Source organism: Bradyrhizobium sp. SZCCHNGR1005 (assembly GCF_032489995.1).
In the GTDB taxonomy this organism is placed as follows: Bacteria; Pseudomonadota; Alphaproteobacteria; order Rhizobiales; family Xanthobacteraceae; genus Bradyrhizobium.
The window spans coordinates 1,259,019-1,278,840 of sequence record NZ_JAUEZC010000001.1 but is presented as its reverse complement, the minus strand read 5'-3'; the positions used below and the strand labels follow the sequence as shown (position 1 = coordinate 1,278,840).

The window sequence follows — 19,822 nt, the reverse complement described above, 5'->3', positions numbered from 1 at the left end:
CATTCGACTCGAAACCGCATCGGGCCGTGTGCGAGGAGAAAGAATTTTCTCTGCCGCGGCAGGGGCGAGGAAGCTTCGCCCACCGCGTAGCCAATATCTGAAATTGCCACCAGGACACGGCCGGGCCATGTTCGGCCCGTCTGGTTGCGCTGCAGCACATCGAACTGCGGCCTATCGAAAAGGGTCCTCCGATGAATGCCCATCCATCTCTGGCGGTCGCAGAGCCGATCCAGGCCTCCGAGCCGATCGTGCCTGCTATGGCCGTGGCAGAGCCGATGGTCCGGTTCGAGCGTCTGTCGAAAGCCTATCCTGCCTATCGCGATAAGCCGAGCGTCCAGGCTCTGCAGGACATCGATTTCGCCATTGCGCGCGGCTCGATCACGGGCGTGATCGGCCGCTCGGGTGCCGGCAAGTCGAGTCTGGTGCGGCTGATCAATGGCCTTGAGAAGCCGACTGCGGGTCGCGTGATCGTCGACGGTCGCGACATCTCATCCTTGAGTGGCAGGCCGCTGCGGCTTGCACAGCGCTCGATCGGCATGATCTTCCAGCACTTCAATCTGCTGTCGTCTCGCACCGCCGCCGACAACATCGCGCTGCCGCTCGAGATCGCCGGCTGGTCGAAGGCCGACATCAAGGCCAGGGTGGCGGAGCTTCTTCAACTGGTCGACATCGCCGACAAGCATGACCGCTATCCGTCGGAGCTGTCGGGGGGGCAGAAGCAACGTATCGGCATCGCTCGGGCGCTGGCAACGCGGCCCAACGTATTGCTGTCGGACGAGGCGACCTCGGCGCTGGATCCGCAGACGACCCGCGCGATCCTCGATTTGCTGGCCAACATCAACCGCGAACTCGGCGTCACGATCATCCTGATCACGCACGAGATGTCGGTGGTAAGGCAGCTCGCCAAGGAGGTCGTGGTGATCGACGGCGGCCGGATCGTCGAGCGTGGCCACGTCGCCGACATCTTCACGCATCCCAGACATCCGACCACGCAGACCTTCCTGTCCGAAGTGCTCGGCGATTCCGTGCCGGTGTCGCTGGCAAGCCGGCTCGAGCCGCAGCCCGTTCCGGCGGGCAAGGCCGTCATTCGCGTGCAGGTGCGCGGCAGCGACGCTGGCGACACGGTCGTGGCGCGGCTCGCGCGGGAGCTGTCGGTGGACATCGCGCTGCTGTCGGCACGCATCGATGAGATCGGCGGCCAGCATGTCGGCTCACTGATCCTCGGCGTCCCCGGCGGCGAGGCGGCGTCGCGGCGGGCGCTGTCCTATCTGGCTCAACACGATTTCGCAGCGGAGCGTCTCGGCTATGTCGCCTGAACTCATCAACCTGATCATCCAGGCGACCGGCGAGAGTCTGTTCATGGTCGCCACGGCCGCGCTGGTCGCAACCACGCTGGGGCTGTCGCTCGGCATCTTTCTCGCCACCAGCCGCAAGGGCGAGTTGTTTGCCGCTCCCTCGGCCAACGCGATCCTCGGCGTGATCGTCAATGCGGCGCGCTCGACGCCATTCATCATCCTGGTCGTCGCCATCATCCCGTTCACGAGGCTGATCGCCGGCACTTCGATCGGATCGGCGGCAGCGATCGTTCCATTGACGGTCGCGGCAACGCCCTTCATTGCGCGACTGGTGGAGGCTGCGATCCGCGAAGTGGACGGCGGCCTGATCGAGACCGCGTCGTCGTTCGGCGCGAGCCCCTTGCAGATCGTCTTCAAGGTGCTGATTCCCGAGGCGCTGCCCGGGCTCGTGATGGCGCTGACGCTCGCGGTGGTCAGCCTCTTGGGCTACTCCGCGATGGTCGGCGCGGTGGGCGGCGGCGGGCTGGGTGATCTCGGCATCCGCTACGGCTATCAGCGCTTCATGCCCGACATGATGCTGGCGGTGGTCGTGGTGCTGATCGCGCTGGTGCAGACGGTGCAGACGGTTGGCGACCATCTGGCGCGCCGCCTCAACCGCCGGCTGCGGCATCGCTGATCGCAGGAGGCAAAGGAGTTCGTCCTGAGCATGTCCAGGGACGTCATGCTCCGATGCCGAGATCGGGCGCCTGCTGCCGGGGCGAAGCCATTCCGGCAGTCTCAGCAGATCAAGGGGGCGAGCGGCGAGCCATGTGTCGCATCGAAAGAGGTCAGCGGATCTCGTTCGAATAATGATGGTGTGCGGTCGTCGCGCGATGCCGGCTGCGGATCGCCAATGCGCCGGTCTGGTCGTAGGCCTCCTCATCGATGACCAGCACGGCGCTCGGCGAGGTGAGATGGAGCAGGCGGCAGTCCTCCTCGGTGGCGAGTTCAGCGGTGACCTTCTCGCGCACGGCGGCGATGCGCATGCCGTAGGCTTCGAGCAGATGCCGATAGATCAAAGCGGGCACCTTGGCGGGCTCGTGCGGAAAGCCCGGAATGCGCTCGGCGACGAGCGAAATGCGCGAGTGCAGGATCGGTGCGCCCGTGACGCGACGGACCCGGTGCAGGCGTAGCAATGGCGCGCGTGCGGGCAGGGCGAACAGCGCGACCTCGGCGTCAGTGGCATCCTCAGTCGTGACCGACAGCACTTCGGCGTCGGACTGCAGCAGGCTGCCGTCCTCGCCCTGCAGGCGGAAATATTGGAAGAAGAAGCGCAAGCCGTGCCGTGACGCGCGCCCGGTGACCACCGTTCCTGTCTTGCGCCGGCGCATCAGCATGCCCCCGGATGTCAGGTCGGCCAGCGCGCGGCGGATGGTGCCGACGGCGACGCCATACTGCGCAGCGAGCGCGACCTCGCCGGGAAGCACGGTGCCCGGCGGCAGCTCGCCGATCAGGATCGCCTCGGCAATCTGCCGTTTGACGTGCTCGTAGAGCGGGACCGGCAGCCCTCTCGGACTGACCTCCGGCATCTCTGCCGCTTTGCTGACCACCGCCTGCCTCATTCCTGCAATTGACAATGCCATCGGCCGAACTCTATTTCTATATAGAATATAGTTTTGAGCGCATCCAGATGGTCTGTGCCGTAACATCCGATGGCCGAGCTTCGCCAACTCTGGCCGATGCTTTTGCCGTCATTGAAGAATCTGCTTCGGCGGCGGTCGATGATCTGGCCCGGATGGTCGCCGTCGATACGTCGTTTCCACCCGGCAGCGGCTATGACGCCTTTGCTGAGCTGATGCAGTCGCTGGTCGCGCCGCTCGGTCTGGATTGTGAGCGGGTGGTCGTGCCCGAGCAGCTCTGGCGCGCGCCGGGAGCGCCCGTGCATGGCACGCGAACCAATCTGATCGCGCGTCGCCGCTCCGGCAAACCGGTACTGGGGCTCTATTTCCATGTCGACACCGTGCCGGCCGCGCCGGGCTGGGGCAGCGACCCGTTTTGCCTGACCCGCGATGGCGATCGGCTGATCGGCCTTGGCGCAGCCGACATGAAAGGCACGATCGCGGCAGTGTTGTTGGCGTTGCGGGCGGCAGCCGCGACGAAGCTGCCGCTGGCCTACGATCCGATGCTGCTGTTGTGTACCGACGAGGAGGCCGGGCTTTATCCTGGGGTGCGCTATCTGGCCGAGCAGGGCCTGCTCGAAGGCCACATCCTCAATTTCAACGGCAGTGCCGCGCCGCGCATCTGGGCCGGCTGCTTTGGCCTGTTCACGCTTTTGGTACGCATTCACGGCAAGGCGGCGCATGCCGGCGAGCAGCGCAGCGATGGCGCCAATGCGATCGAGGCGGCGCTGCCGCTGCTCAATACGCTCAGCGCGCTGAAGCCGGCGATCGCGCGGCGTGTGTCGAGCCTGCCGCCGCCACCGCAGGCGAGCGGGCCGCTGACGGCGCAGCTCGATATTGTCGCGGCCCATGGCGGTCAGTGCGGCGGGCAGATTCCGTCGCTGTTCGAGATCCTGCTGTGCCGACGCTATGCGCCCGAGGAGGATTTCGTCGCCGCGCGTGCCGAGATCGAGACCGCGATCGCGCAGGCCACCGAAGGCCTCGACGTCGAAATTGTTCTGACCGGCCATCTGATGCCGACGTCCGATCCGACCGGGCCGCACTGGCCGCGCTGGCAGAGCGCGCTCTCGGCCGGCTTTGGCTATGCGGCAGAGGATTTCGCCACATGGGGCGCGTCGGGCTGCTCGGATTTCGGCTGGGTCCAGCGGACCGGCATGCAGGAGGTGCTGCTGACCGGTCTCGGCCGACCGACCAGCCGCATTCACGCGCCTGGGGAATCCACCACCGTGTCCGACATCGTGGCGCTGGCCAAATCGGTGCTGGCCTATCTCTGCGCTGAATTCCGTCCCGATCTTTCTCCCGAAGCCGTGAATCATCCTTGAGGACACGCAACATGCCGTCCCTGTCCCGTCGTCATTTTCTCGCAGGAACCGCGCTCACATTCGCCGCCTTGCCGCATGTCGCGGGCGCCGCCGAGGCGCCGGCGCGCGGCGGCGTCCTGCGCATCTCCGTCGATCAGGGCGTGGCCGTGATCCATCCGCTGCTGACGCGGGTGAATCCGGAATATCTCGTCACCGAGTTGCTGTACTCGAACCTCACCCGGCTGAAGCCCGACATGACGGTGGAGCCGGATCTTGCGTTGTCCTGGCACGCCGATGCCGGTCTGTTCGAATGGACCTTCAAACTGCGGCCCAACGTCACCTTCCACGACGGCACTGCGCTGACGGCCGACGATGTCGTCGCCACCTTCAAGGCGATTCTCGATCCCAAGACGGCCTCGCCGGGGCGCACCAATGTCGGCCCGATCAAGGAGATCGCAGCCCTCGATCCGCTCACGGTCAAGTTCACGCTTTCGAGCGCCTTTGCCGACCTGCCGGTTGCGCTCGCCTACACTAACGCGCGCATCGTGCCAGCGAAGGCCATCGCCGGCGACCTCGGCAGCCTTGCCACCAAGCCGAACGGCACCGGCCCGTTCAAGCTCGTCTCATACGAGCCAGACCGCAAGATCGTCGTCGAACGCAATGCCAGCTACTACGATCCCGCGCGGCCTTATCTCGACCGGGTCGAGATCCTGGTTTACCCGGATCGCACGGCGGAAGCATCGGCGCTGATCTCGGGCGACACCGATCTGATGCTGTCGACGACGCCCGGCGAATATGAGCGCCTTGCCAAAGCGGCGGGCGTCAAGGCGCTGCGCACGCCGTCCGGCCAGTTTCTCAACGTCAACATGGGCTGCGACCAGAAGCCGTTCAACGACGTCCGCGTACGCCAGGCGCTGGCGCTGACCGTCGATCGCGAGGCGATGGCGGGTTTCGTCGCAGGCGGCTACGGCACAGCGGGCAACGACACGCCGTTGAGCCCGGCCTATCGCTTCTACAAGGACATTCCGCTGAAGAAGCCGGACATCGCCAAGGCCAAGAAGCTTTTGGCCGACGCCGGCTATCCCGGTGGCCTCGACCTGACGCTGGTGGCCTCCGACAAACCGGAGACGCGAACGCAGCTCGGTGTCGCGATCCGCGAGATGGCCGCGCCTGCGGGATTCCGTATCAACGTCCAGACCATGCCGCATGCCACCTATCTCGACCAGGTCTGGAAGAAGGGCAACTTCTATGTCGGCTTCTACAACATGCAGCCGACGGCAGATGCGATCTTCAAGCTGCTCTACACCTCGGACGCGGCCTGGAACGAGACGCGCTGGAACAACCCCCGCTTCGACGAGGTCGTCAACGCGGCGCGCGCCGAAACCGCCGAAGCCAATCGCAGAGCGCTTTATGATCGGGCCCAGGCGATGATGAACGACGAGGTCCCGTCGGTGATCCCGGTGTTCTTCGACATCCTCGCAGCGCAGCGGTCCTATGTTTCCGGCTATGTGCTGCATCCGCGCGGCTCCGTGTTCCTGCTGGACAAGGTCTCGCTCGGGGCCGGTGCGCCGAAGCGCGCCTGACATCGGGACGTCCAATGTCGTTTGCCTGGCTGCTGCGGCGGCTGCTCCTGATGGCCTACACGGTCGTCATCGTCTGCGTGCTGGTGTTTGCCATCACCCAGGCGCTGCCGGCCGATGCGGCTCAGACCCTGCTCGGCGAGAACGCCTCACCGGAGGCTCTCGCCGCGGTTCGTGCCAGGCTCGGTCTCAATGACCCCGTCTGGCTGCAATTCGTTCATTGGGCGGCGCACGCTGCTCTGGGCGATTTCGGCGTCTCAATGCGCACCGGTTTGCCGGTCGCGCCGGAGATGCTGACCGCGCTGTTGCGCTCGCTGCTGCTTGCGCTCTGCGCGATCGTGGTCACCCTCGTTATTGCGGTGCCGCTCGGCATTTTCGCCGCTATCAGACAGGGCCGGCTGGCCGATACGATCACCAGCCTTGTTGCTTATGTCGGCGTCTCGCTGCCGGAGTTCGTCACGGCCACGATCCTCACGCTGGTGTTCACGGACAAGCTGCCCTGGCTGCCAGCCACCGGCTACGTGTCGCCGTTGGAGGACACGGCTGCGGCGATCGCTCATCTGGCGCTGCCCGTGCTCACCGTCTCGGTCATCCTGGTCGCTCACGTCATGCGGATGATGCGGTCCGAGACGCTCGACGTGCTGCAGTCCGACTACATCCGCGCCGCGCGGCTCAAGGGATTGCCGGAGCGGACCGTGCTGACGCGGCATGCGCTGCGCAACGCGCTGTTGCCGGTCATCACCATCATCGCGCTGGATGTCGGCTATCTCTTGGGCGGCATCATCGTCATCGAGGAAATCTTCGCCATGCCCGGCATCGGGCGCGCGCTGATGATCGCGATCACGACGCGCGACCTGCCGTCGATCCAGGCCGGCGCCATGATCATGGCCGTGACCTACGCGATCACCAACACGGCCGCCGACGTCGTCTATGCTCTGATCGACAGGCGCATCCGCTATGACTGAGTTGCTGCGCCGCCTGTTGCACAAGCCGCAAGGCGCGACCGGTGTCGCGCTGTTGGTGATGCTGACCTTGGCCTGCCTTTTCGGCCCGTGGATCGCGCCTTACGCGCCGGAGAAGATGGATTTCCTCGGCCGCTTCCGCGCGCCGGGCTGGCAGAACTGGCTCGGCGCCGACCAGTTCGGCCGCGACGTGCTGAGCCGCCTGCTGTTCGGCGCCCGCTCGACGCTTCCGATGGCGCTCGCGGCCACCCTGATCGGCAGTGCCGCCGGCGCGGTGATCGGCACGGCATCGGCCTATCTCGGCGGCAAGGCGGACGAGATCATCATGCGGACCAATGACGCGATCATGGCGATTCCCGGCCTTCTAATGGCGCTGCTGCTGGTCAGCACGCTCGGCAATGGTGCCGGCAACGCGGTGATCGCCATCGCGGCGGCGTTCGCGCCGGGCATGGCGCGGGTGACGCGCGCGGTCGCGCTGGCCGTGCGCAATCAGGACTATGTCAAGGCGGCCAGCGCCCGGGGCGAGGGCGCGAGCTGGATCGTCTTCCGCGAGATGCTGCCCAACGTCATGGCGCCGATCGTGATCGAGTCCACCATCCGGGTCTCGTTCGCCGTGATGCTGTTCGCGACCTTGAGCTTCCTCGGTCTCGGCGCCCAGCCGCCCGCTTCCGAATGGGGACTGATGGTGGCGGATGCGCGTCAATACATGCATCAGGCGCCCTGGGTGCTGATCGCGCCCTCGGCTGCGATCGCACTCGCGGCGATCGCCTTCAATCTGGTCGGCGACGGGCTGCGCGATGCGCTCAATCCGAGGGCCGAGCGATGACGGCACGCCCTGCACTTGCGGTCGCGAACTACGCGCTGGACTATATCACCGCCGCTGGCCCCGTGCAGGTGCTCAGCGATGTCTCGCTCGAGATCGCGCCGGGTGAAGTGCTCGGCCTTGTCGGCGAATCCGGCTCGGGCAAGAGTTCGCTCGCCTGGGCCTTGATGCGTCATCTGCCGGCCAACGCCCGTGAGGTGGCGGGCTCGCTGACGCTCGGTGACATCGATCTGCAGCGCTTGACGGCCAAGCAGTTGACGCATGTTCGCGGCCGCAGGCTCGGCATGGTGTTCCAGGATCCCTCCACCGCGCTGAACCCAACGTTGACGGTCGGGCGCCAGGTCACGGAAGCGCTGATCCGGCATCGCGGCTTGCGGGCGCGCGAGGCCGACGCGCTCGCCATTGAGCTGCTCGGCCATGTCGAACTGCGCAATCCCGCGGCGATCATGCAGCGCTACCCGCACGAGATCTCGGGTGGCGAGAAACAGCGCATCATCATCGCCACGGCTTTCGGCTGCAGGCCGGACGTCATCCTGTTCGACGAGCCGACCACTGCGCTCGACGTCATCACCGGCGCCCGCATCCTCGATCTGTTTGCGCGGCTGCGCGCCGAGACAAAAGTCGCCGCGCTCTATATCTCGCATGATCTCGCGATGATGACGCGCGTCGCCGACCGCGTCGCGGTGATCAAACACGGTCGCGTGGTCGAGCAGGGGCGAGCGTCCGAGATTTTCCGCTTCCCCCGGCAGGCCGATACGCGTGTCTTGGTCGCGGCGGTGCCGCGACCCGAACGCCGTCTGGTGCACGACAGTCCGGAGCGACAAGTTCTTCTCGCCGCAAACCGCATCGGCGTGCACTATGGCCGCGGTGGACTGTTTCGGGACGCGCCGCCGCCGGCGACGCATGCGGTCGACCTTTCGATCCGGGCTGGCGAAATCCTCGGCCTGGTCGGCGAGTCCGGTTCGGGCAAGTCGTCCATTGCGCGCGCTCTCACCGGCCTGGCGCGCTTTTCCGGTGAGATCGCATTCGCCAACCGCACGCTGCATGGCGGCCGCGACATGAACGCGGCGTATCGGCGTGACGTTCAGATCATATTCCAGCATCCGGATTCCTCGCTCAATCCGCGTCACCGGATCGGCGAGATCCTGTCGCGCCCGCTGAAGCTGCATGGCGGCGATGCGGCGGAGGTTCCCCGGCTGCTCGAGCAGGTCAAGCTGCCCCGGTCCTATGCCTCGCGCTGGCCGCATCAGCTCTCCGGCGGCGAGAAGCAGCGGGTGGCGATCGCGCGCGCCTTTGCAGCGCGTCCAAAGCTCGTGATCTGCGACGAGATCACCGCGCCCCTCGATGTTTCGGTGCAGGCCCAGATCATCGAGCTGCTGCTCACGCTACGCGCCGAGACCGGCGCGGCCTATCTCTTCATCACCCACGACCTCAACCTGATCAGGCAGATCGCGCACCGGATTGCCGTGATGCGGCACGGCCAGCTGGTCGATTGCCTGCCTGTCGAGGACTTCGATGCGGATCACGTGCATCCCTATACCCGCGAGCTGATGGCTGCCTCGCCGGCGCCGGTCGGCTGATTTGCAAGGATTTGACTTCATGGACCACAATACCCTTCTCGCTCGGATCGATGTCGCGGGATCCCTGGACCTGCTGTCGCGCATGGTCCAGCACAAGAGCTACTCCAAGACCGAAGGCGAGAAGCAGCTCGCGGCCTTCATGTCGGAGCGCATGTGCGAGATCGGTCTGGATTCCGAGCTCGCGCCGTTCGGCAACGAGGGCCGGGTCAACGCGGTCGGTCGCTGGAAGGGCACGGGTCGCGGCAAGAGCTTGCTGTTCAACGGCCATGTCGACACCAACCCGGTGACGGAAGGGTGGACCGTCGATCCGTGGGCGGGCAAGGTCGACGACAACTTCATCTACGGCATCGGCGTTTCCAACATGAAGGCTGGCGATGCCGCCTATTTCTGCGCGGTCAAGACGCTGATCGATGCCGGCGTGAAGCTGAAGGGAGACGTCATCCTCACCTATGTGGTCGGCGAGCTGCAGGGCGGCGTCGGGACCTATTCGCTGCTCGAGCAGGGGCTGCGCGCCGACTACTTCGTCAATTCCGAGCCGACCGACCTGAAGGCGATGACCATGCACGCGGCCGCGTTCATGTTCATCATCGAGCTCACGGGCAATACCCGCCATCTCTCCAAGCGCGAAGAGGCCGTCGATGCGATCGCGGCGGCTTGCGATCTCATTCCGCGTCTCAACGCGATGAAATTTTCCGGTGCGCGCTCGCCTGCGCACGAAGGGATCAATCGCGTTCATGTCGGTGTCGTCCACGGCGCCCTCGGCCGCGAGCTGCACGAATGGCGCACGCCGCAGGTCGCCGATTTTGTCCGCATCAAGGGCTCGGGACGCTATGCGCCGGGCCAGACCGAAGCCGGCGCCATCGCCGACATGCGCCGGGAACTCGATGCGCTGCAGGCGCGCTTTCCCGGCCTGAAGGCCGAGATCATGTCGGAGGACCGCGCCGGCGTACCGACCATGCCGCCTTTCGAGGTGGCTCCTGAAAGTCCGATCGTCCTCGCGATCAACCAGGCTTACCGCGCAGTGCGTGGCGAGCAGCAACCGACCGGACCGGTCGCACCGAGCTGCTTCTACGGGACGGATGCCGGCCATCTCTATACCTACGGCGGCATGGAGGGTATCGTGTGCGGACCGGGCGGCCGCTACAACACCATGCCGGACGAGCGGGTCGATATCGCAGATTTCCTGGATATGATCCGAATCTATATGCTGACGATCCTCGAAATCTGCAGCTGACGAAATTTGTCACCGGGACCGGGCGGACAAAGCGCGCGATTCGTGACAAGATGGCTTCATTGTTTCGAACCGAATTGCTGGAACGCCATGGTCGTGTTCAATTCGAGCCGCATATCGAATGGGGTTCGGGCCGCTATGATGGCGGCGCTCGGCCTCGTCCTGATCTGCCCGGCAGCGAACGCTTGGGCCGCGGATAACGACGACGGCAGCGATACAAAGCCAGCTGCGCCGACGATGTATCTGGACCTCAGGACCTATTATTCGCAGCTGCCTGCTGGGACTCTGGCGTTCGGCTTCGGTCATCCCTCCTTGTTCAGCGCAGTGCAGACGCTTGGCGGGCCCAACGGCGCGGCATTGTCGGCCGGATTGCCGGCGGCGAAGTCCCTGAACGTCGATGTTCCATTTACGGTCGACGTCACCGACCACATCTCGCTCTACGCCGGTGTGTCCGGCAGCTCCACGCAATTCGCGGGAAGCGGCTGGTCCTCATTTGACATCACGAGCTGGAATGTCGGGTTTCAGGCCGACGTCTACGAGCAGAATGGTGGGACGTTTCCGACCGTAACCCTGCAATCGACAATCACCCAATCGATACCGAACGGCCCCCTGGCCGCAACGTCCTTCAACAATATTGTCGAGTTCGACTATGCCCTGGACAAGGACGAGACACGCGGTCTGCTCGCAGGCGTCCAGTACACGCGCGTCGAAATGGCCACCGCAGCGGTAAGGATCAACCCAAATACGATCGGCTATGTCGGCGGCTATTATCAATGGCCCAACAACTGGAAGTTCACGGGCCGCGTGGGCGTGCAGTCGTTCGACGGCGCCCAGCTTCTGAGCCTCACGCCGGTCCGGCCATTCACGCAGCCCATCGTGCGGCTCGATCTGGACCGTATGGATGACAACGACAACCGGCTGTTTGGCGTGACCGCCGAGATCATGTGGGTACCGAAACCGGCATTCCAGCTCACGCTCAGAACGCCGCTCTACGCGGTGCGGAACTAGCTCGGTCGCAGCCTCTTTCGTCGCACGCTATCGCTTCAGCTGCTTGATCAGGGCTTCAAGTTCGCTGTTGCCGGGCATCAAACGCGAGAGCTGGGCTGCATAGTCCAGGGCAGATGCCGTATCGCCGCTTTCGCGGCTCAGTGCGAGCGCCGCAGCAAGGATGTCGCGATCATTGGGATGGCTTTGCAAGCCCTTCCTCAAGACGGCAAGAGCCTCGTCGCGGCGGCCGGAGGAATTTAGCCCCACGGCATAGACATAGGCGTAGCGTGCCTGGCCGGGGTCGAGCGAGGCTGCTTGACGCAGCTCGTCGAGCGCCGCCTCGTTGCGCTTCAGGCGGACGAGCGTCAAGCCGAGCGCGTGGTGAAGCGAGGCGTCTTGCGCCGATGTGGAGAGAGCCTCGCGCAGGACCCGCTCGCCGTCACCGTCACGTCCGAGCTGCCGATACAGGTCGGACAGATTGATGGCGGCGGCTGCAAACGAGGGATCGAGCTTCAGCGCAGCCTGGTACTCGGCTTCGGCGTCAGCGGCTCTCGCTTGGCGGACGAAGAAGTTGCCGAGTGCCGTTCGGGCGTCCGGACGGTCGGCGTTGAGATTCTGCGCCGCAACGAATTCGGCTGCGGCTTGTGCAAACTTGTCGCGCTCGGCGACAGGCTGACGTGCGGCGGGAACGGATGCGAGAAGCTCGGCGGCACGGATGCGCACGCCACGGATCGGGTCGGTCAATTGCGCGGAGGCGAGCGCCCAGAGCCGATCGGCCGGCACTCCTTCCAGCCCGTCGAGCGCCCCCAGCCTGACCAGTGGATCCGGGTCTGAGAGGCCGCGGCGGATCAGGTCGAGGTCCGGCGTGGGAAGCTCGGCCAGAGCGCTGGCGCGGACGATGCCAGGCAGTTCGCCTGCGCCAGCAACAGTCGCAAGCAGGGCTTGCGCATCAGCGGCTTCGGTCCAGGCGGCATGAAATGCCGATGCATAGCTCTGATAGCCGTGTCGCTCCGGCCCGAACCAGCTCTCGATCTGTTGTGCTGCCCAGGCCGCCGACTTGTCGCGGTGGCAGTCGTTGCAGGCATTGGGTGCGCCTGTCTGCATGGAGAGATCGGGGCGGGGAATCCGGAAGCCATGGTCATGGCGTCGGTCGACGACCATGTAGCGGCGTTCCGGCATGTGGCAGGAGGGGCAGCCCGGCGCCGGCGAGACATCGGCATGGTGCCGGTGCGCGGCCGTTTCATATGTCGCGGCAGCATGACACTGCGCACAGATGCCATCGCCGGGTGCCTTCAGGGCCGCACTGTGCGGGTCGTGGCAGTCGCTGCAGGTCACGCCCTTGGCGAACATCCTGCTCTGCTTGAACGGGGCGTAATTGTAGGTCTCCTCGTCGTCGCGCATCTGGCCGTCGGGATGGAAGCGCTGCTGATCGAGGAGCGAGACTCGATGGGTCTCCGAGAGTGGGCGTCCCGGAATCCAGTCTTCCGAAAGCTGGCCGCGGCGCGCGTGGCAGCGCCCGCAGGTTTCGACCTCCTTGCGCAAGGCCGGCGCCGGCGCGCTGCGGATCGGCCTCAACGTTCCGGCCTCGGTCGACCAGGTGATGCCCGTCCGTTCGTCGAATTTCACGAGCAAGCCGGGGTCGAAGCCGCGCGACGCCAGCTTCTGGTGAGCCCATTCGACGTGGCGTGACCCCGCGCCGTGACAGGCTTCGCAGCCTACACTGATCTCGGCGAAGGTCGTTGCGAACCGGCCCTTGGCCGCGTCATAGTTCTTGTGAACGTCGGTCGAGTGGCACTCGGCGCACATGAAGTTCCAGTTCTGGTTCAGTTTGGTCCAGTGCAGGGGATCTTTGTTGGTGACCGCTGCATCCGGATACAGGTGAAACCAGCGCTGTCCGCCTTGATCCTTCGGCCGTGTATCCCAAGCAATGGACAGGGCCTGAATACGGCCATCGGCGAATTCGATCAGGTATTGTTGCAATGGCTCCACGCCGAACGCGTATTTGATTTCGAACGTCCCGAGTTTGCCGTCCGGGCCGTCGGTCTCGACAATGAATTTTTCTCCCTCGCGGAAGAAGCGGGAGCGCGTGCCGGCATATTCGAACGTTGCGTCATTGAAATCGCCGCGCACCGACCGTCCGGTCGCGTGATCCATCGCGTGCCGGTGTTGCGAGGTCTGCCAGAGCTTCGTCTCGGCTTGATGGCACCCAGCGCAGGCCTGGCTGCCGACAAAGCTCGACTCCGCGGTTTGATGCGGCGCAGGCGGGAGGTCGGACTTCGTGAGCCAGTAGAGTGCGCCGCCTATGACCAGGGCGAGAATAAGCAGGCTCGGGCCAATCCCCAGCCAGAGAATGCGTTTGCTGGCGACCGCTTCGGGCTGTTGCGACGCGCCAGACAGCACCTGCGGTCGCGTATCGGCGTCGGTCCTTTTTCGTTTACGGTTCCTTCGAGAGCCCTTGGCCACGTCTCTTTACCGATCCGTGCGTCGTCTATCCGTTTGGATTACACGCCAAGATCGTCTGCGTGAAGCACGAGTCTCGCTTCCGTCGCGAAGGTTTTTCCGAGCAGAAGGGCTGGACCCGAGCCGGAACATCGGCAACGCACCTATTGAAGCTGCTGAACCTTCGCAGCCATGTCGGGGGCACGGCTCACCTGATAACTCGCATTGCTGCATTTGAGCACCCAAACCGCATGATCGGGTTTGGAGAGATTCGTATCTTGTGTGGCGCTCAGCGGCTTCTCGCAGACAAAGCCCTGCGCTCGGATTTGTGCGGCGAGCATGTTTTGCACGGTCTCGTCGGCGGTTTGCGCGGAAGCGCCGCCGGGAGCCAGCAGGTCGGCCAGCATCATGGTTGAGATGCACATTGCGTGACGACTTATCATGAAGCCCTCCAATTGCGGAATCGAGAGGATGTGTTGGTCCGATTCCGAAGTCGCGCCAGAGGGTGCCCTTCGTGGAAGGCACCCTCCATCCGTCGGGATCTATTTCGTCGGGGCTGCCGGATGGGACGGCGGCGACACGCCGGGAGCCGCCCGTTCCACATCGCGAGTCGAGATCGCCTTCATCCAGGCCGTCATCGACTCTTCCGACACTGGCCCCTCGCCGAGATCCACCGTGATCTTCTCAAGCTTGCCCGAGAAGACGAACGGGGTCTGATAGTCCTTGTCGTCGACGGCGGTGCCGGTATCCATTCCGACGTCGAAGGTCTCGTCCCAGGCGAAGGTGAAGGGCGTCGTGTGGGGAAGCGTGATGCGCGCGGCTTCCTGACCGTCCACGGACATCACGCCCGTGCCGCCATGTCCGAACGGGACTTCCCCCTTCTGCTCCAGTGCAAAGTCGAAAACGATCGTATGTCGGCCCGGCTTCAACGCCTCTCGTGCTTGCCACTTGGGCCGTTCGACGTTCAGGAGGTTCATGGTGAAGGTCGGCCTGCCGTCCTTCAGGTAGAATCCCCATCCGCCGAACCGGCCGCCCTGCAGGAGCGCCGAGCGGGTTGGCGAGCACAATGCGGTGGTGTGGAATCTGGTGTGGAAGCTGGTGTAACGCAGGCCGTCCGCTGCGCCCCGGTCAAGCGTCGGAGTTGGGATCACGCCGACAAACGTCGAAGGCGCTCCGAAGCCGACGTCGTCGGTCAGAATGAGGAGGACGTTCGGCGCATTGGCTGGAGGCATGATCTGCGGCGGCCAAGCGGGTGTACTATCAACCGCATTAGGCTGGATCGCTCCCGAAAACTGCGGCGTGGGTGCCGGCAATTGCAGGCCCGGCAATGTCATCACGGTGCTTGGCGCTCCCGGAGTGCCACGTATCTGCTGCGCCTCACTCGATGCGGACATCGATAGCGCGCCAACAAACAATGCGCATGCGGCAACTAAATGTCGACGACAATGCACTGCAATGCCTCCTCGAAAACGGCCAATCCTCACTTTGTTTCCGCTCTCTGAACTTGACGCAGATCAACCGATCTTAGGCGCGTCCTGCTGCCGGACCGGCCGCTTTAAGTCAGGATCACTGTGCCAGCGCCTATGCAGACGTCGAAATCTAATCAGGAGAAACGCGCGAGAGCCAGGTGCAAGGCATTGCCTTTCGGTCTCTCAATTCATTGAATCTACTATAGATTGTAAGATTGGGTCGACGTGTTGCCGTCATCGGCGGAGCTGATCAGCAAGATAGATCGCTCTAACAGTTTTGATCTGCATCAACGCTTGGCATCCGCTCGCGTGGCTCGTTTCGTACATTTTAGCGAACGGAGAGATGCATGAAGATTGTTCTGATTTCAGCTGCCATGCTTGCAGGCCAATCGTTGATAGCGGTGTCCGATCGCGTTCCCGAACTGAAAGTCGAAGCGCTTTGCCAGGCGACCTCCGACACGGACAAGGCGATGGGATTGGCGTTGGCGCAGAGTGTCTCCGATTGCATGCGCGATGAGACAGCGGCGCGGCAGCAGCTCGAGGTTGCATGGTCGGCGACCAAACCGGCCGTCCGCAATGAATGCGAAAGTGAGGCCATGTCGGACGGGACTCAAAGCTATGTCGATCTGCTCACCTGCATTCAGATGACGGACACGGCAAGCGCGATGACGTCGGCGGCGCCACTCAGGGGCGCCAGCAAGAATCGAAACAAGCGATAGTGAATCAAATTATCGATGGAGCAAATCTATGAGCATCAAGCGTTTCCCGCTCGTCGCCGGCATCATTGCCGCGACCGTGATTCCGGCTTCTGGCGTGTCGGCCCAGTCGATCAATCTCACCGGCATCTTCAGGTGCATTCAGATGTGCCGCGGCGGCTTGCCGGCCTACGTCACCCAGAATGGCCCCGAGCTCAACATTCTGACCGAGGCGGGGGTGCCTTCGCGCGCCTGGCCGGACTGGTATTCGCCGGCCAACCGGATCTGGATCGATGCCTTCAACGAGAGCGCGGTCTACTCGCCGGATGGCATGCTGATTCAGTTCGATAACGGGACCATCTGGCAACGGGAGCTTCCGCCGGTCGTGCCGCCCGTCCGTCGGCGACGGTAGGGCTGCACTCGTTGGAAAGACCTGCCGCGTAGCGCGGGGACGAAGATCGCGGGCCAGGCGGCGTTCGGCTAGTCGCGCGATCACCCGTGATTCAGTGGTGGGCCCGGCAGGACTCGAACCTGCAACCAGACCGTTATGAGCGGGAGGACAACGGTCGGCGTGGTTGAATTTGCTGAGCCTTCGATTGAGATCGACTGCGTTTGGGGGCGCGGCGCTTGGATCCGCCGCACGCAGTTAGAAAGCTCGGGCAGTGCGGGCCGGCTGCGCCGCCGGTAGCGCGTCAAGCCGCAGGTCCTTTCGAATCCCGGTGTCCACCAGGGCGGCGGGAGCAAATCGGTGGAGCAACCGCAGGCGGTTTGCGAGTTTGCCGGCCGCGTATCGGATTTTTGGGTGCGCCGCGCTGGCCGCCTTCAGGACGGTGTCGGCAACGACGCCGGGCTGTTCGGCGGTTGCCATCACCTCGTGCATTCTCTTGGTTACGCCCTCGCGTGCCTCGCGATACGCATCGAGCTTGGCATCCGGCTCCATGAAGTTCGCGTCAAACGGCGTCTTCGTGTACGCGGGTTCGATGACCGAGACCCGGATGCCTTTCGTGCGCAGCTCATGGTCGAGCGATTCCGAATAGCCTTCCACGGCGTGCTTGGTTGCGGCATAGAGCGCGCCATAAGGCATCGGCAGAAAGCCGAGCACGGAGCCGATATTGATGATGCGGCCCTTCCCCTGGCGTCGCATGTGAGGCACGACGGCGCGCGTCATCCGGACCAGTCCGAAAAAGTTCGTCTCGAAAATCGATCGGGCCTGACTGATCGAGCTCTCCTCCGCCCCAGCAGGGGCAACACCGAATCCGGCGTTGTTCACGAGCAGATCGATGCGGCCATCGCGCCGTATCACTTCGGCAACTGCGGCTTCGACGGACTCATCGCTGGTTACATCAAGCGACAGCATCTCGAACGATTGCTTGTTTGCCCGGGCTGCCCGTCTGCTCGTGCCGTAGACCTTGTAGCCGCCTTTCGCGAGCCGCTCCGCCGTGGCTTGGCCGATGCCTGACGAAGCGCCGGTAACGAGCGCTATCTTTGTTTGGGTGCTGTTCATAAGAGTCTCCTGACGGCAGGGGCCGATTCTGAACCGGTTTGATTGCGATCGTAATTATTGATATAGATGACGGTCGCCACTATATTTGTCAAGTCCCGAGACTGAGGACCAGCGAACATGCGCGTTTCAAAAGAACAGGCAGCCAAGAACCGCGAGCGCATTCTCAATGCCGCCTCCCGCCTCATGCGAGAGCGCGGCATCTCCGGCGTCGGTGTCGACGCGCTGGCGGAGGCGGCCGGGATGACCCATGGCAGCCTGTACAGTCAGTTCGGTTCCAAGGAACGGCTCGTCGAAGAAGCGGTGGCCCACGCAATCGCCACCAACGGGCAGGAAGTGCCCAAGGTCTTTGCGCTCGGCGACTACGTTTCAGAATATCTCTCGGCGGCGCATCGCGACGAGCCGGGAAGCGGCTGCCCATTAGCAGCGCTGTGTTGTGAAATGCCGCGTCAAAGTGGTGGCGTGAGAGAGCGCTTCACGGCCGGAGTGCGGGGCGTGGTCGCGCTCCTGAGCGGCCGAATGGAGTCCCAGCTGAAGCCACGGCAGCGCGAGGAAAAAGCGCTGGCGACTCTGGCCTCGCTGGTCGGAGCGCTCGTGCTCGCCCGGGCCGTGAACGATCCCAAGCTATCGGACGACATTCTTCGCGCAACCAGGAGCCGCTTGAGCGACTGACTGTCATCGTGGCGCGACAATTTGGTGGGCGTTGAAGTAGAGCAATGAACGACAAAACCAGGTGTTTCTGGTGCGGTATTCAACTGCGAGAAGACGAGACCCGATAAGCTCTTGGTTCATTGGTGGGCCCGGCAGGACTCGAACCTGCAACCAGACCGTTATGAGCGGCCGGCTCTAACCATTGAGCTACAGGCCCCGCGGCGCTGGCGCTACCCACAACGACATCTGTGGTATCGAACCGGCACGGCTGGTTCGACCAATGCCGGTGGGAGGCCGGGCGACGGTGCGGGCCCCGTTTACCGCGTGGCGTCCGATCCGGCAATGCCGCCTGCCGGATCTCTCGCCGAATCCTGATGATGCCGGCGAAGCTCGCGGAATGGCGGGTAGGGGGTAACGAACAGGAAAAATTCCCATTCGCTACTCGCCAATCGCTATTCGCGCCGCTTCACCAGCGGACAGGCCGGATCGGGCGGGCCGAAGGCGTCCTCGCCGGAAATCGTCGCCAGGATCTTGTAATAGTCCCACGGATATTTGCTTTCCTCCGGCGACTTGACCTGCGCCAGCACGAGATCGTGCACCATCAGATTGTCGGCGCGCAGCTTGCCGTGGCGGGCGAAGAAATCCTCCACAGGCGTCTCGCGCATCTTCGCCGCGACGACAAGCGGATCGTCGCTGCCTGCGGCCTTGATGGCGTTCAGGTAATGCGTCACGGCGGAATAGACGCCGGCCTGCCACATCGTCGGCATCCGGTTCATCTTGGCGAAATAGCGCTTCGACCATTCGCGGGTCTTGTCGTCCATGTCCCAGTAGAACGAGGTGGTCAGGAGCAGGCCCTGTGCCGCCTGCAGGCCGAGCGAGTGGATGTCGGTGATCAGCGCCAGCAAGGCCGCCATCTGCTGGCCGCCCTTGAGCACGCCGAATTCGGCCGCCGTCTTGATCTCGTTGATGTTGTTCGGCGGCCCGGCGGCGATGCCGATGATCTTCGCCTTGGAGGCCTGGGCCTGCAGGACGAAGGAGGAGAGATCAGGCGTCGCGAAGGGGGGGCGTACCGCGCCGACCACCTTGCCGCCATTGGCGGTCACGACGCTGGAGGCATCTCGCTCCAGCGAATGGCCGAAGGCATAATCGTCGGTGATGAAGAACCAGCTGTCGCCGCCGCGCTTCACCACCTCTTTCGCCGTCCCGGTCGCGAGCGCGCGGGTGTCGAACACCCATTGCATGGCGTAAGGCGAGCAGAACTTGCCATGGAAATCGGCCGCGCCGGTCGAATGCGTGATGAACAGCCGGTGCTTCTCGTTGGCGATGGTCTGCACCGCGAGGCCGACCGCCGAGACCGGCACGTCGACGATCAGGTCGACCTGTTCGGTGTCATACCAGCGCCGCGCGATCGCAGCGCCGATATCCGGCTTGTCCTGATGGTCGCCGACGATGACGCTGATCGGCTTGTCCAGCACTTTGCCGCCGAAATCGTCGACCGCCATCTGCGCGGCCGTCACCGAGCCCTGGCCGGTCGGCGTCGATGCCGGGCCGTTCATGTCCGAGAGCACGCCGATCTTGACGACGCCGTCTGAAATCTCGGCGCGGGCTGTGGGCGCAACGCAAAGCAGGGCCGCGCCCATGATCGCGGCC

The 19,822-nt window shown here is 64.2% G+C and carries 18 protein-coding genes and 1 tRNA gene; 12 read left to right on the top strand and 7 right to left on the bottom strand.

Annotated elements, in window-relative coordinates; genetic code table 11:
• Positions 1-191: 191 nt before the first annotated feature.
• Positions 192-1,316, top strand: a complete 1,125-nt coding sequence (locus QXZ85_RS05835) for a methionine ABC transporter ATP-binding protein (RefSeq protein WP_315701152.1) — start codon at positions 192-194, stop codon at positions 1,314-1,316.
• The gene (locus QXZ85_RS05830; protein ID WP_316173271.1) at positions 1,306-1,971 is read left to right on the top strand and encodes a methionine ABC transporter permease; all 666 of its coding nucleotides are present in this window, start codon (positions 1,306-1,308) and stop codon (positions 1,969-1,971) included. Before QXZ85_RS05835 ends, QXZ85_RS05830 begins: the two co-directional genes overlap by 11 nt.
• A 151-nt stretch (positions 1,972-2,122) precedes the next feature.
• Here the strand turns inward: QXZ85_RS05830 and QXZ85_RS05825 are convergent, their stop codons facing one another.
• Positions 2,123-2,917, bottom strand: a complete 795-nt coding sequence (locus QXZ85_RS05825; RefSeq protein WP_410052833.1) for a GntR family transcriptional regulator — start codon at positions 2,915-2,917, stop codon at positions 2,123-2,125.
• Between the two features lie 47 nt (positions 2,918-2,964).
• Between QXZ85_RS05825 and QXZ85_RS05820 the strand changes: the two genes are divergently transcribed.
• From QXZ85_RS05820 to QXZ85_RS05790, 7 genes are all read left to right on the top strand, one after another.
• On the top strand, positions 2,965-4,275 hold the full coding sequence (locus QXZ85_RS05820; RefSeq protein WP_316173728.1) for a M20 family metallopeptidase: 1,311 nt from the start codon (positions 2,965-2,967) through the stop codon (positions 4,273-4,275).
• 11 nt (positions 4,276-4,286) lie between these two features.
• Complete coding sequence (locus QXZ85_RS05815; RefSeq protein ID WP_315701149.1) at positions 4,287-5,837, top strand: ABC transporter substrate-binding protein; 1,551 nt, start codon at positions 4,287-4,289, stop codon at positions 5,835-5,837.
• A gap of 14 nt (positions 5,838-5,851) precedes the next feature.
• The gene (locus QXZ85_RS05810) at positions 5,852-6,799 is read left to right on the top strand and encodes an ABC transporter permease (protein WP_315742931.1); all 948 of its coding nucleotides are present in this window, start codon (positions 5,852-5,854) and stop codon (positions 6,797-6,799) included.
• A complete protein-coding gene (locus QXZ85_RS05805; RefSeq protein ID WP_315763692.1) occupies positions 6,792-7,622 on the top strand; it encodes an ABC transporter permease in 831 nt (276 codons plus the stop codon). The genes QXZ85_RS05810 and QXZ85_RS05805 overlap by 8 nt, the downstream gene beginning before the upstream one ends.
• Positions 7,619-9,199, top strand: a complete 1,581-nt coding sequence (nikE, locus tag QXZ85_RS05800; RefSeq protein WP_315742927.1) for an ABC transporter ATP-binding protein — start codon at positions 7,619-7,621, stop codon at positions 9,197-9,199. The genes QXZ85_RS05805 and nikE overlap by 4 nt, the downstream gene beginning before the upstream one ends.
• Positions 9,200-9,218: 19 nt before the next feature.
• Complete coding sequence (locus QXZ85_RS05795; protein WP_315763689.1) at positions 9,219-10,433, top strand: M20 family metallopeptidase; 1,215 nt, start codon at positions 9,219-9,221, stop codon at positions 10,431-10,433.
• A gap of 87 nt (positions 10,434-10,520) precedes the next feature.
• Positions 10,521-11,438 (top strand): hypothetical protein, encoded by a 918-nt coding sequence (locus QXZ85_RS05790; RefSeq protein ID WP_315701144.1) that lies wholly within the window; start codon positions 10,521-10,523, stop codon positions 11,436-11,438.
• 27 nt (positions 11,439-11,465) lie between these two features.
• Here the strand turns inward: QXZ85_RS05790 and QXZ85_RS05785 are convergent, their stop codons facing one another.
• The 3 genes from QXZ85_RS05785 to QXZ85_RS33715 all read right to left on the bottom strand — a co-directional run bounded on the left by QXZ85_RS05785 (position 11,466) and on the right by QXZ85_RS33715 (position 15,190).
• Positions 11,466-13,571, bottom strand: a complete 2,106-nt coding sequence (locus QXZ85_RS05785) for a cytochrome c3 family protein (RefSeq protein ID WP_316173730.1) — start codon at positions 13,569-13,571, stop codon at positions 11,466-11,468.
• Positions 13,572-14,020: 449 nt separating this feature from the next.
• Positions 14,021-14,266, bottom strand: a complete 246-nt coding sequence (locus QXZ85_RS05780; RefSeq protein WP_315701143.1) for a hypothetical protein — start codon at positions 14,264-14,266, stop codon at positions 14,021-14,023.
• Between the two features lie 132 nt (positions 14,267-14,398).
• A complete protein-coding gene (locus QXZ85_RS33715) occupies positions 14,399-15,190 on the bottom strand; it encodes a sulfatase-like hydrolase/transferase (protein ID WP_410051185.1) in 792 nt (263 codons plus the stop codon).
• A gap of 482 nt (positions 15,191-15,672) precedes the next feature.
• Between QXZ85_RS33715 and QXZ85_RS05770 the strand changes: the two genes are divergently transcribed.
• Both QXZ85_RS05770 and QXZ85_RS05765 read left to right on the top strand, forming a co-directional pair.
• The gene (locus QXZ85_RS05770; RefSeq protein ID WP_315701142.1) at positions 15,673-16,044 is read left to right on the top strand and encodes a hypothetical protein; all 372 of its coding nucleotides are present in this window, start codon (positions 15,673-15,675) and stop codon (positions 16,042-16,044) included.
• A gap of 28 nt (positions 16,045-16,072) precedes the next feature.
• Entirely contained in the window at positions 16,073-16,432 is a 360-nt protein-coding gene (locus QXZ85_RS05765) for a hypothetical protein (protein ID WP_315742924.1), read from the top strand.
• A 234-nt stretch (positions 16,433-16,666) separates the two neighbouring features.
• Here the strand turns inward: QXZ85_RS05765 and QXZ85_RS05760 are convergent, their stop codons facing one another.
• Positions 16,667-17,524: an oxidoreductase gene (locus tag QXZ85_RS05760; RefSeq protein WP_315742922.1), complete on the bottom strand. Its 858-nt coding sequence runs from the start codon at positions 17,522-17,524 to the stop codon at positions 16,667-16,669.
• A 117-nt stretch (positions 17,525-17,641) separates the two neighbouring features.
• Here QXZ85_RS05760 and QXZ85_RS05755 point away from each other — a divergent pair, with 117 nt between their 5' ends.
• Entirely contained in the window at positions 17,642-18,193 is a 552-nt protein-coding gene (locus QXZ85_RS05755; RefSeq protein WP_315742920.1) for a TetR/AcrR family transcriptional regulator, read from the top strand.
• Positions 18,194-18,313: 120 nt separating this feature from the next.
• Here the strand turns inward: QXZ85_RS05755 and QXZ85_RS05750 are convergent.
• A tRNA-Ile gene (locus QXZ85_RS05750) sits at positions 18,314-18,389 on the bottom strand.
• A 235-nt stretch (positions 18,390-18,624) separates the two neighbouring features.
• Positions 18,625-19,812 (bottom strand): ABC transporter substrate-binding protein, encoded by a 1,188-nt coding sequence (locus QXZ85_RS05745; RefSeq protein ID WP_315703087.1) that lies wholly within the window; start codon positions 19,810-19,812, stop codon positions 18,625-18,627.
• Positions 19,813-19,822 lie beyond the last annotated feature (10 nt).

What these genes read in the sequence shown, in the direction of transcription:
- QXZ85_RS05760 (WP_315742922.1), bottom strand. Translation starts at nt 17,524, where the DNA reads ATGAACAGCACCCAAACAAAGATAGCGCTCGTTACCGGCGCTTCGTCA.
- QXZ85_RS05830 (WP_316173271.1), top strand. Translation starts at nt 1,306, where the DNA reads ATGTCGCCTGAACTCATCAACCTGATCATCCAGGCGACCGGCGAGAGT.
- QXZ85_RS05810 (WP_315742931.1), top strand. Translation starts at nt 5,852, where the DNA reads ATGTCGTTTGCCTGGCTGCTGCGGCGGCTGCTCCTGATGGCCTACACG.
- QXZ85_RS05770 (WP_315701142.1), top strand. Translation starts at nt 15,673, where the DNA reads ATGAAGATTGTTCTGATTTCAGCTGCCATGCTTGCAGGCCAATCGTTG.
- QXZ85_RS05835 (WP_315701152.1), top strand. Translation starts at nt 192, where the DNA reads ATGAATGCCCATCCATCTCTGGCGGTCGCAGAGCCGATCCAGGCCTCC.
- QXZ85_RS05745 (WP_315703087.1), bottom strand. Translation starts at nt 19,812, where the DNA reads ATGGGCGCGGCCCTGCTTTGCGTTGCGCCCACAGCCCGCGCCGAGATT.
- QXZ85_RS05825 (WP_410052833.1), bottom strand. Translation starts at nt 2,917, where the DNA reads ATGGCATTGTCAATTGCAGGAATGAGGCAGGCGGTGGTCAGCAAAGCG.
- QXZ85_RS05820 (WP_316173728.1), top strand. Translation starts at nt 2,965, where the DNA reads ATGGTCTGTGCCGTAACATCCGATGGCCGAGCTTCGCCAACTCTGGCC.
- nikE (WP_315742927.1), top strand. Translation starts at nt 7,619, where the DNA reads ATGACGGCACGCCCTGCACTTGCGGTCGCGAACTACGCGCTGGACTAT.
- QXZ85_RS05765 (WP_315742924.1), top strand. Translation starts at nt 16,073, where the DNA reads ATGAGCATCAAGCGTTTCCCGCTCGTCGCCGGCATCATTGCCGCGACC.
- QXZ85_RS05815 (WP_315701149.1), top strand. Translation starts at nt 4,287, where the DNA reads ATGCCGTCCCTGTCCCGTCGTCATTTTCTCGCAGGAACCGCGCTCACA.
- QXZ85_RS33715 (WP_410051185.1), bottom strand. Translation starts at nt 15,190, where the DNA reads ATGACATTGCCGGGCCTGCAATTGCCGGCACCCACGCCGCAGTTTTCG.
- QXZ85_RS05795 (WP_315763689.1), top strand. Translation starts at nt 9,219, where the DNA reads ATGGACCACAATACCCTTCTCGCTCGGATCGATGTCGCGGGATCCCTG.
- QXZ85_RS05790 (WP_315701144.1), top strand. Translation starts at nt 10,521, where the DNA reads ATGGTCGTGTTCAATTCGAGCCGCATATCGAATGGGGTTCGGGCCGCT.
- QXZ85_RS05780 (WP_315701143.1), bottom strand. Translation starts at nt 14,266, where the DNA reads ATGATGCTGGCCGACCTGCTGGCTCCCGGCGGCGCTTCCGCGCAAACC.
- QXZ85_RS05755 (WP_315742920.1), top strand. Translation starts at nt 17,642, where the DNA reads ATGCGCGTTTCAAAAGAACAGGCAGCCAAGAACCGCGAGCGCATTCTC.
- QXZ85_RS05785 (WP_316173730.1), bottom strand. Translation starts at nt 13,571, where the DNA reads ATGGATCACGCGACCGGACGGTCGGTGCGCGGCGATTTCAATGACGCA.
- QXZ85_RS05805 (WP_315763692.1), top strand. Translation starts at nt 6,792, where the DNA reads ATGACTGAGTTGCTGCGCCGCCTGTTGCACAAGCCGCAAGGCGCGACC.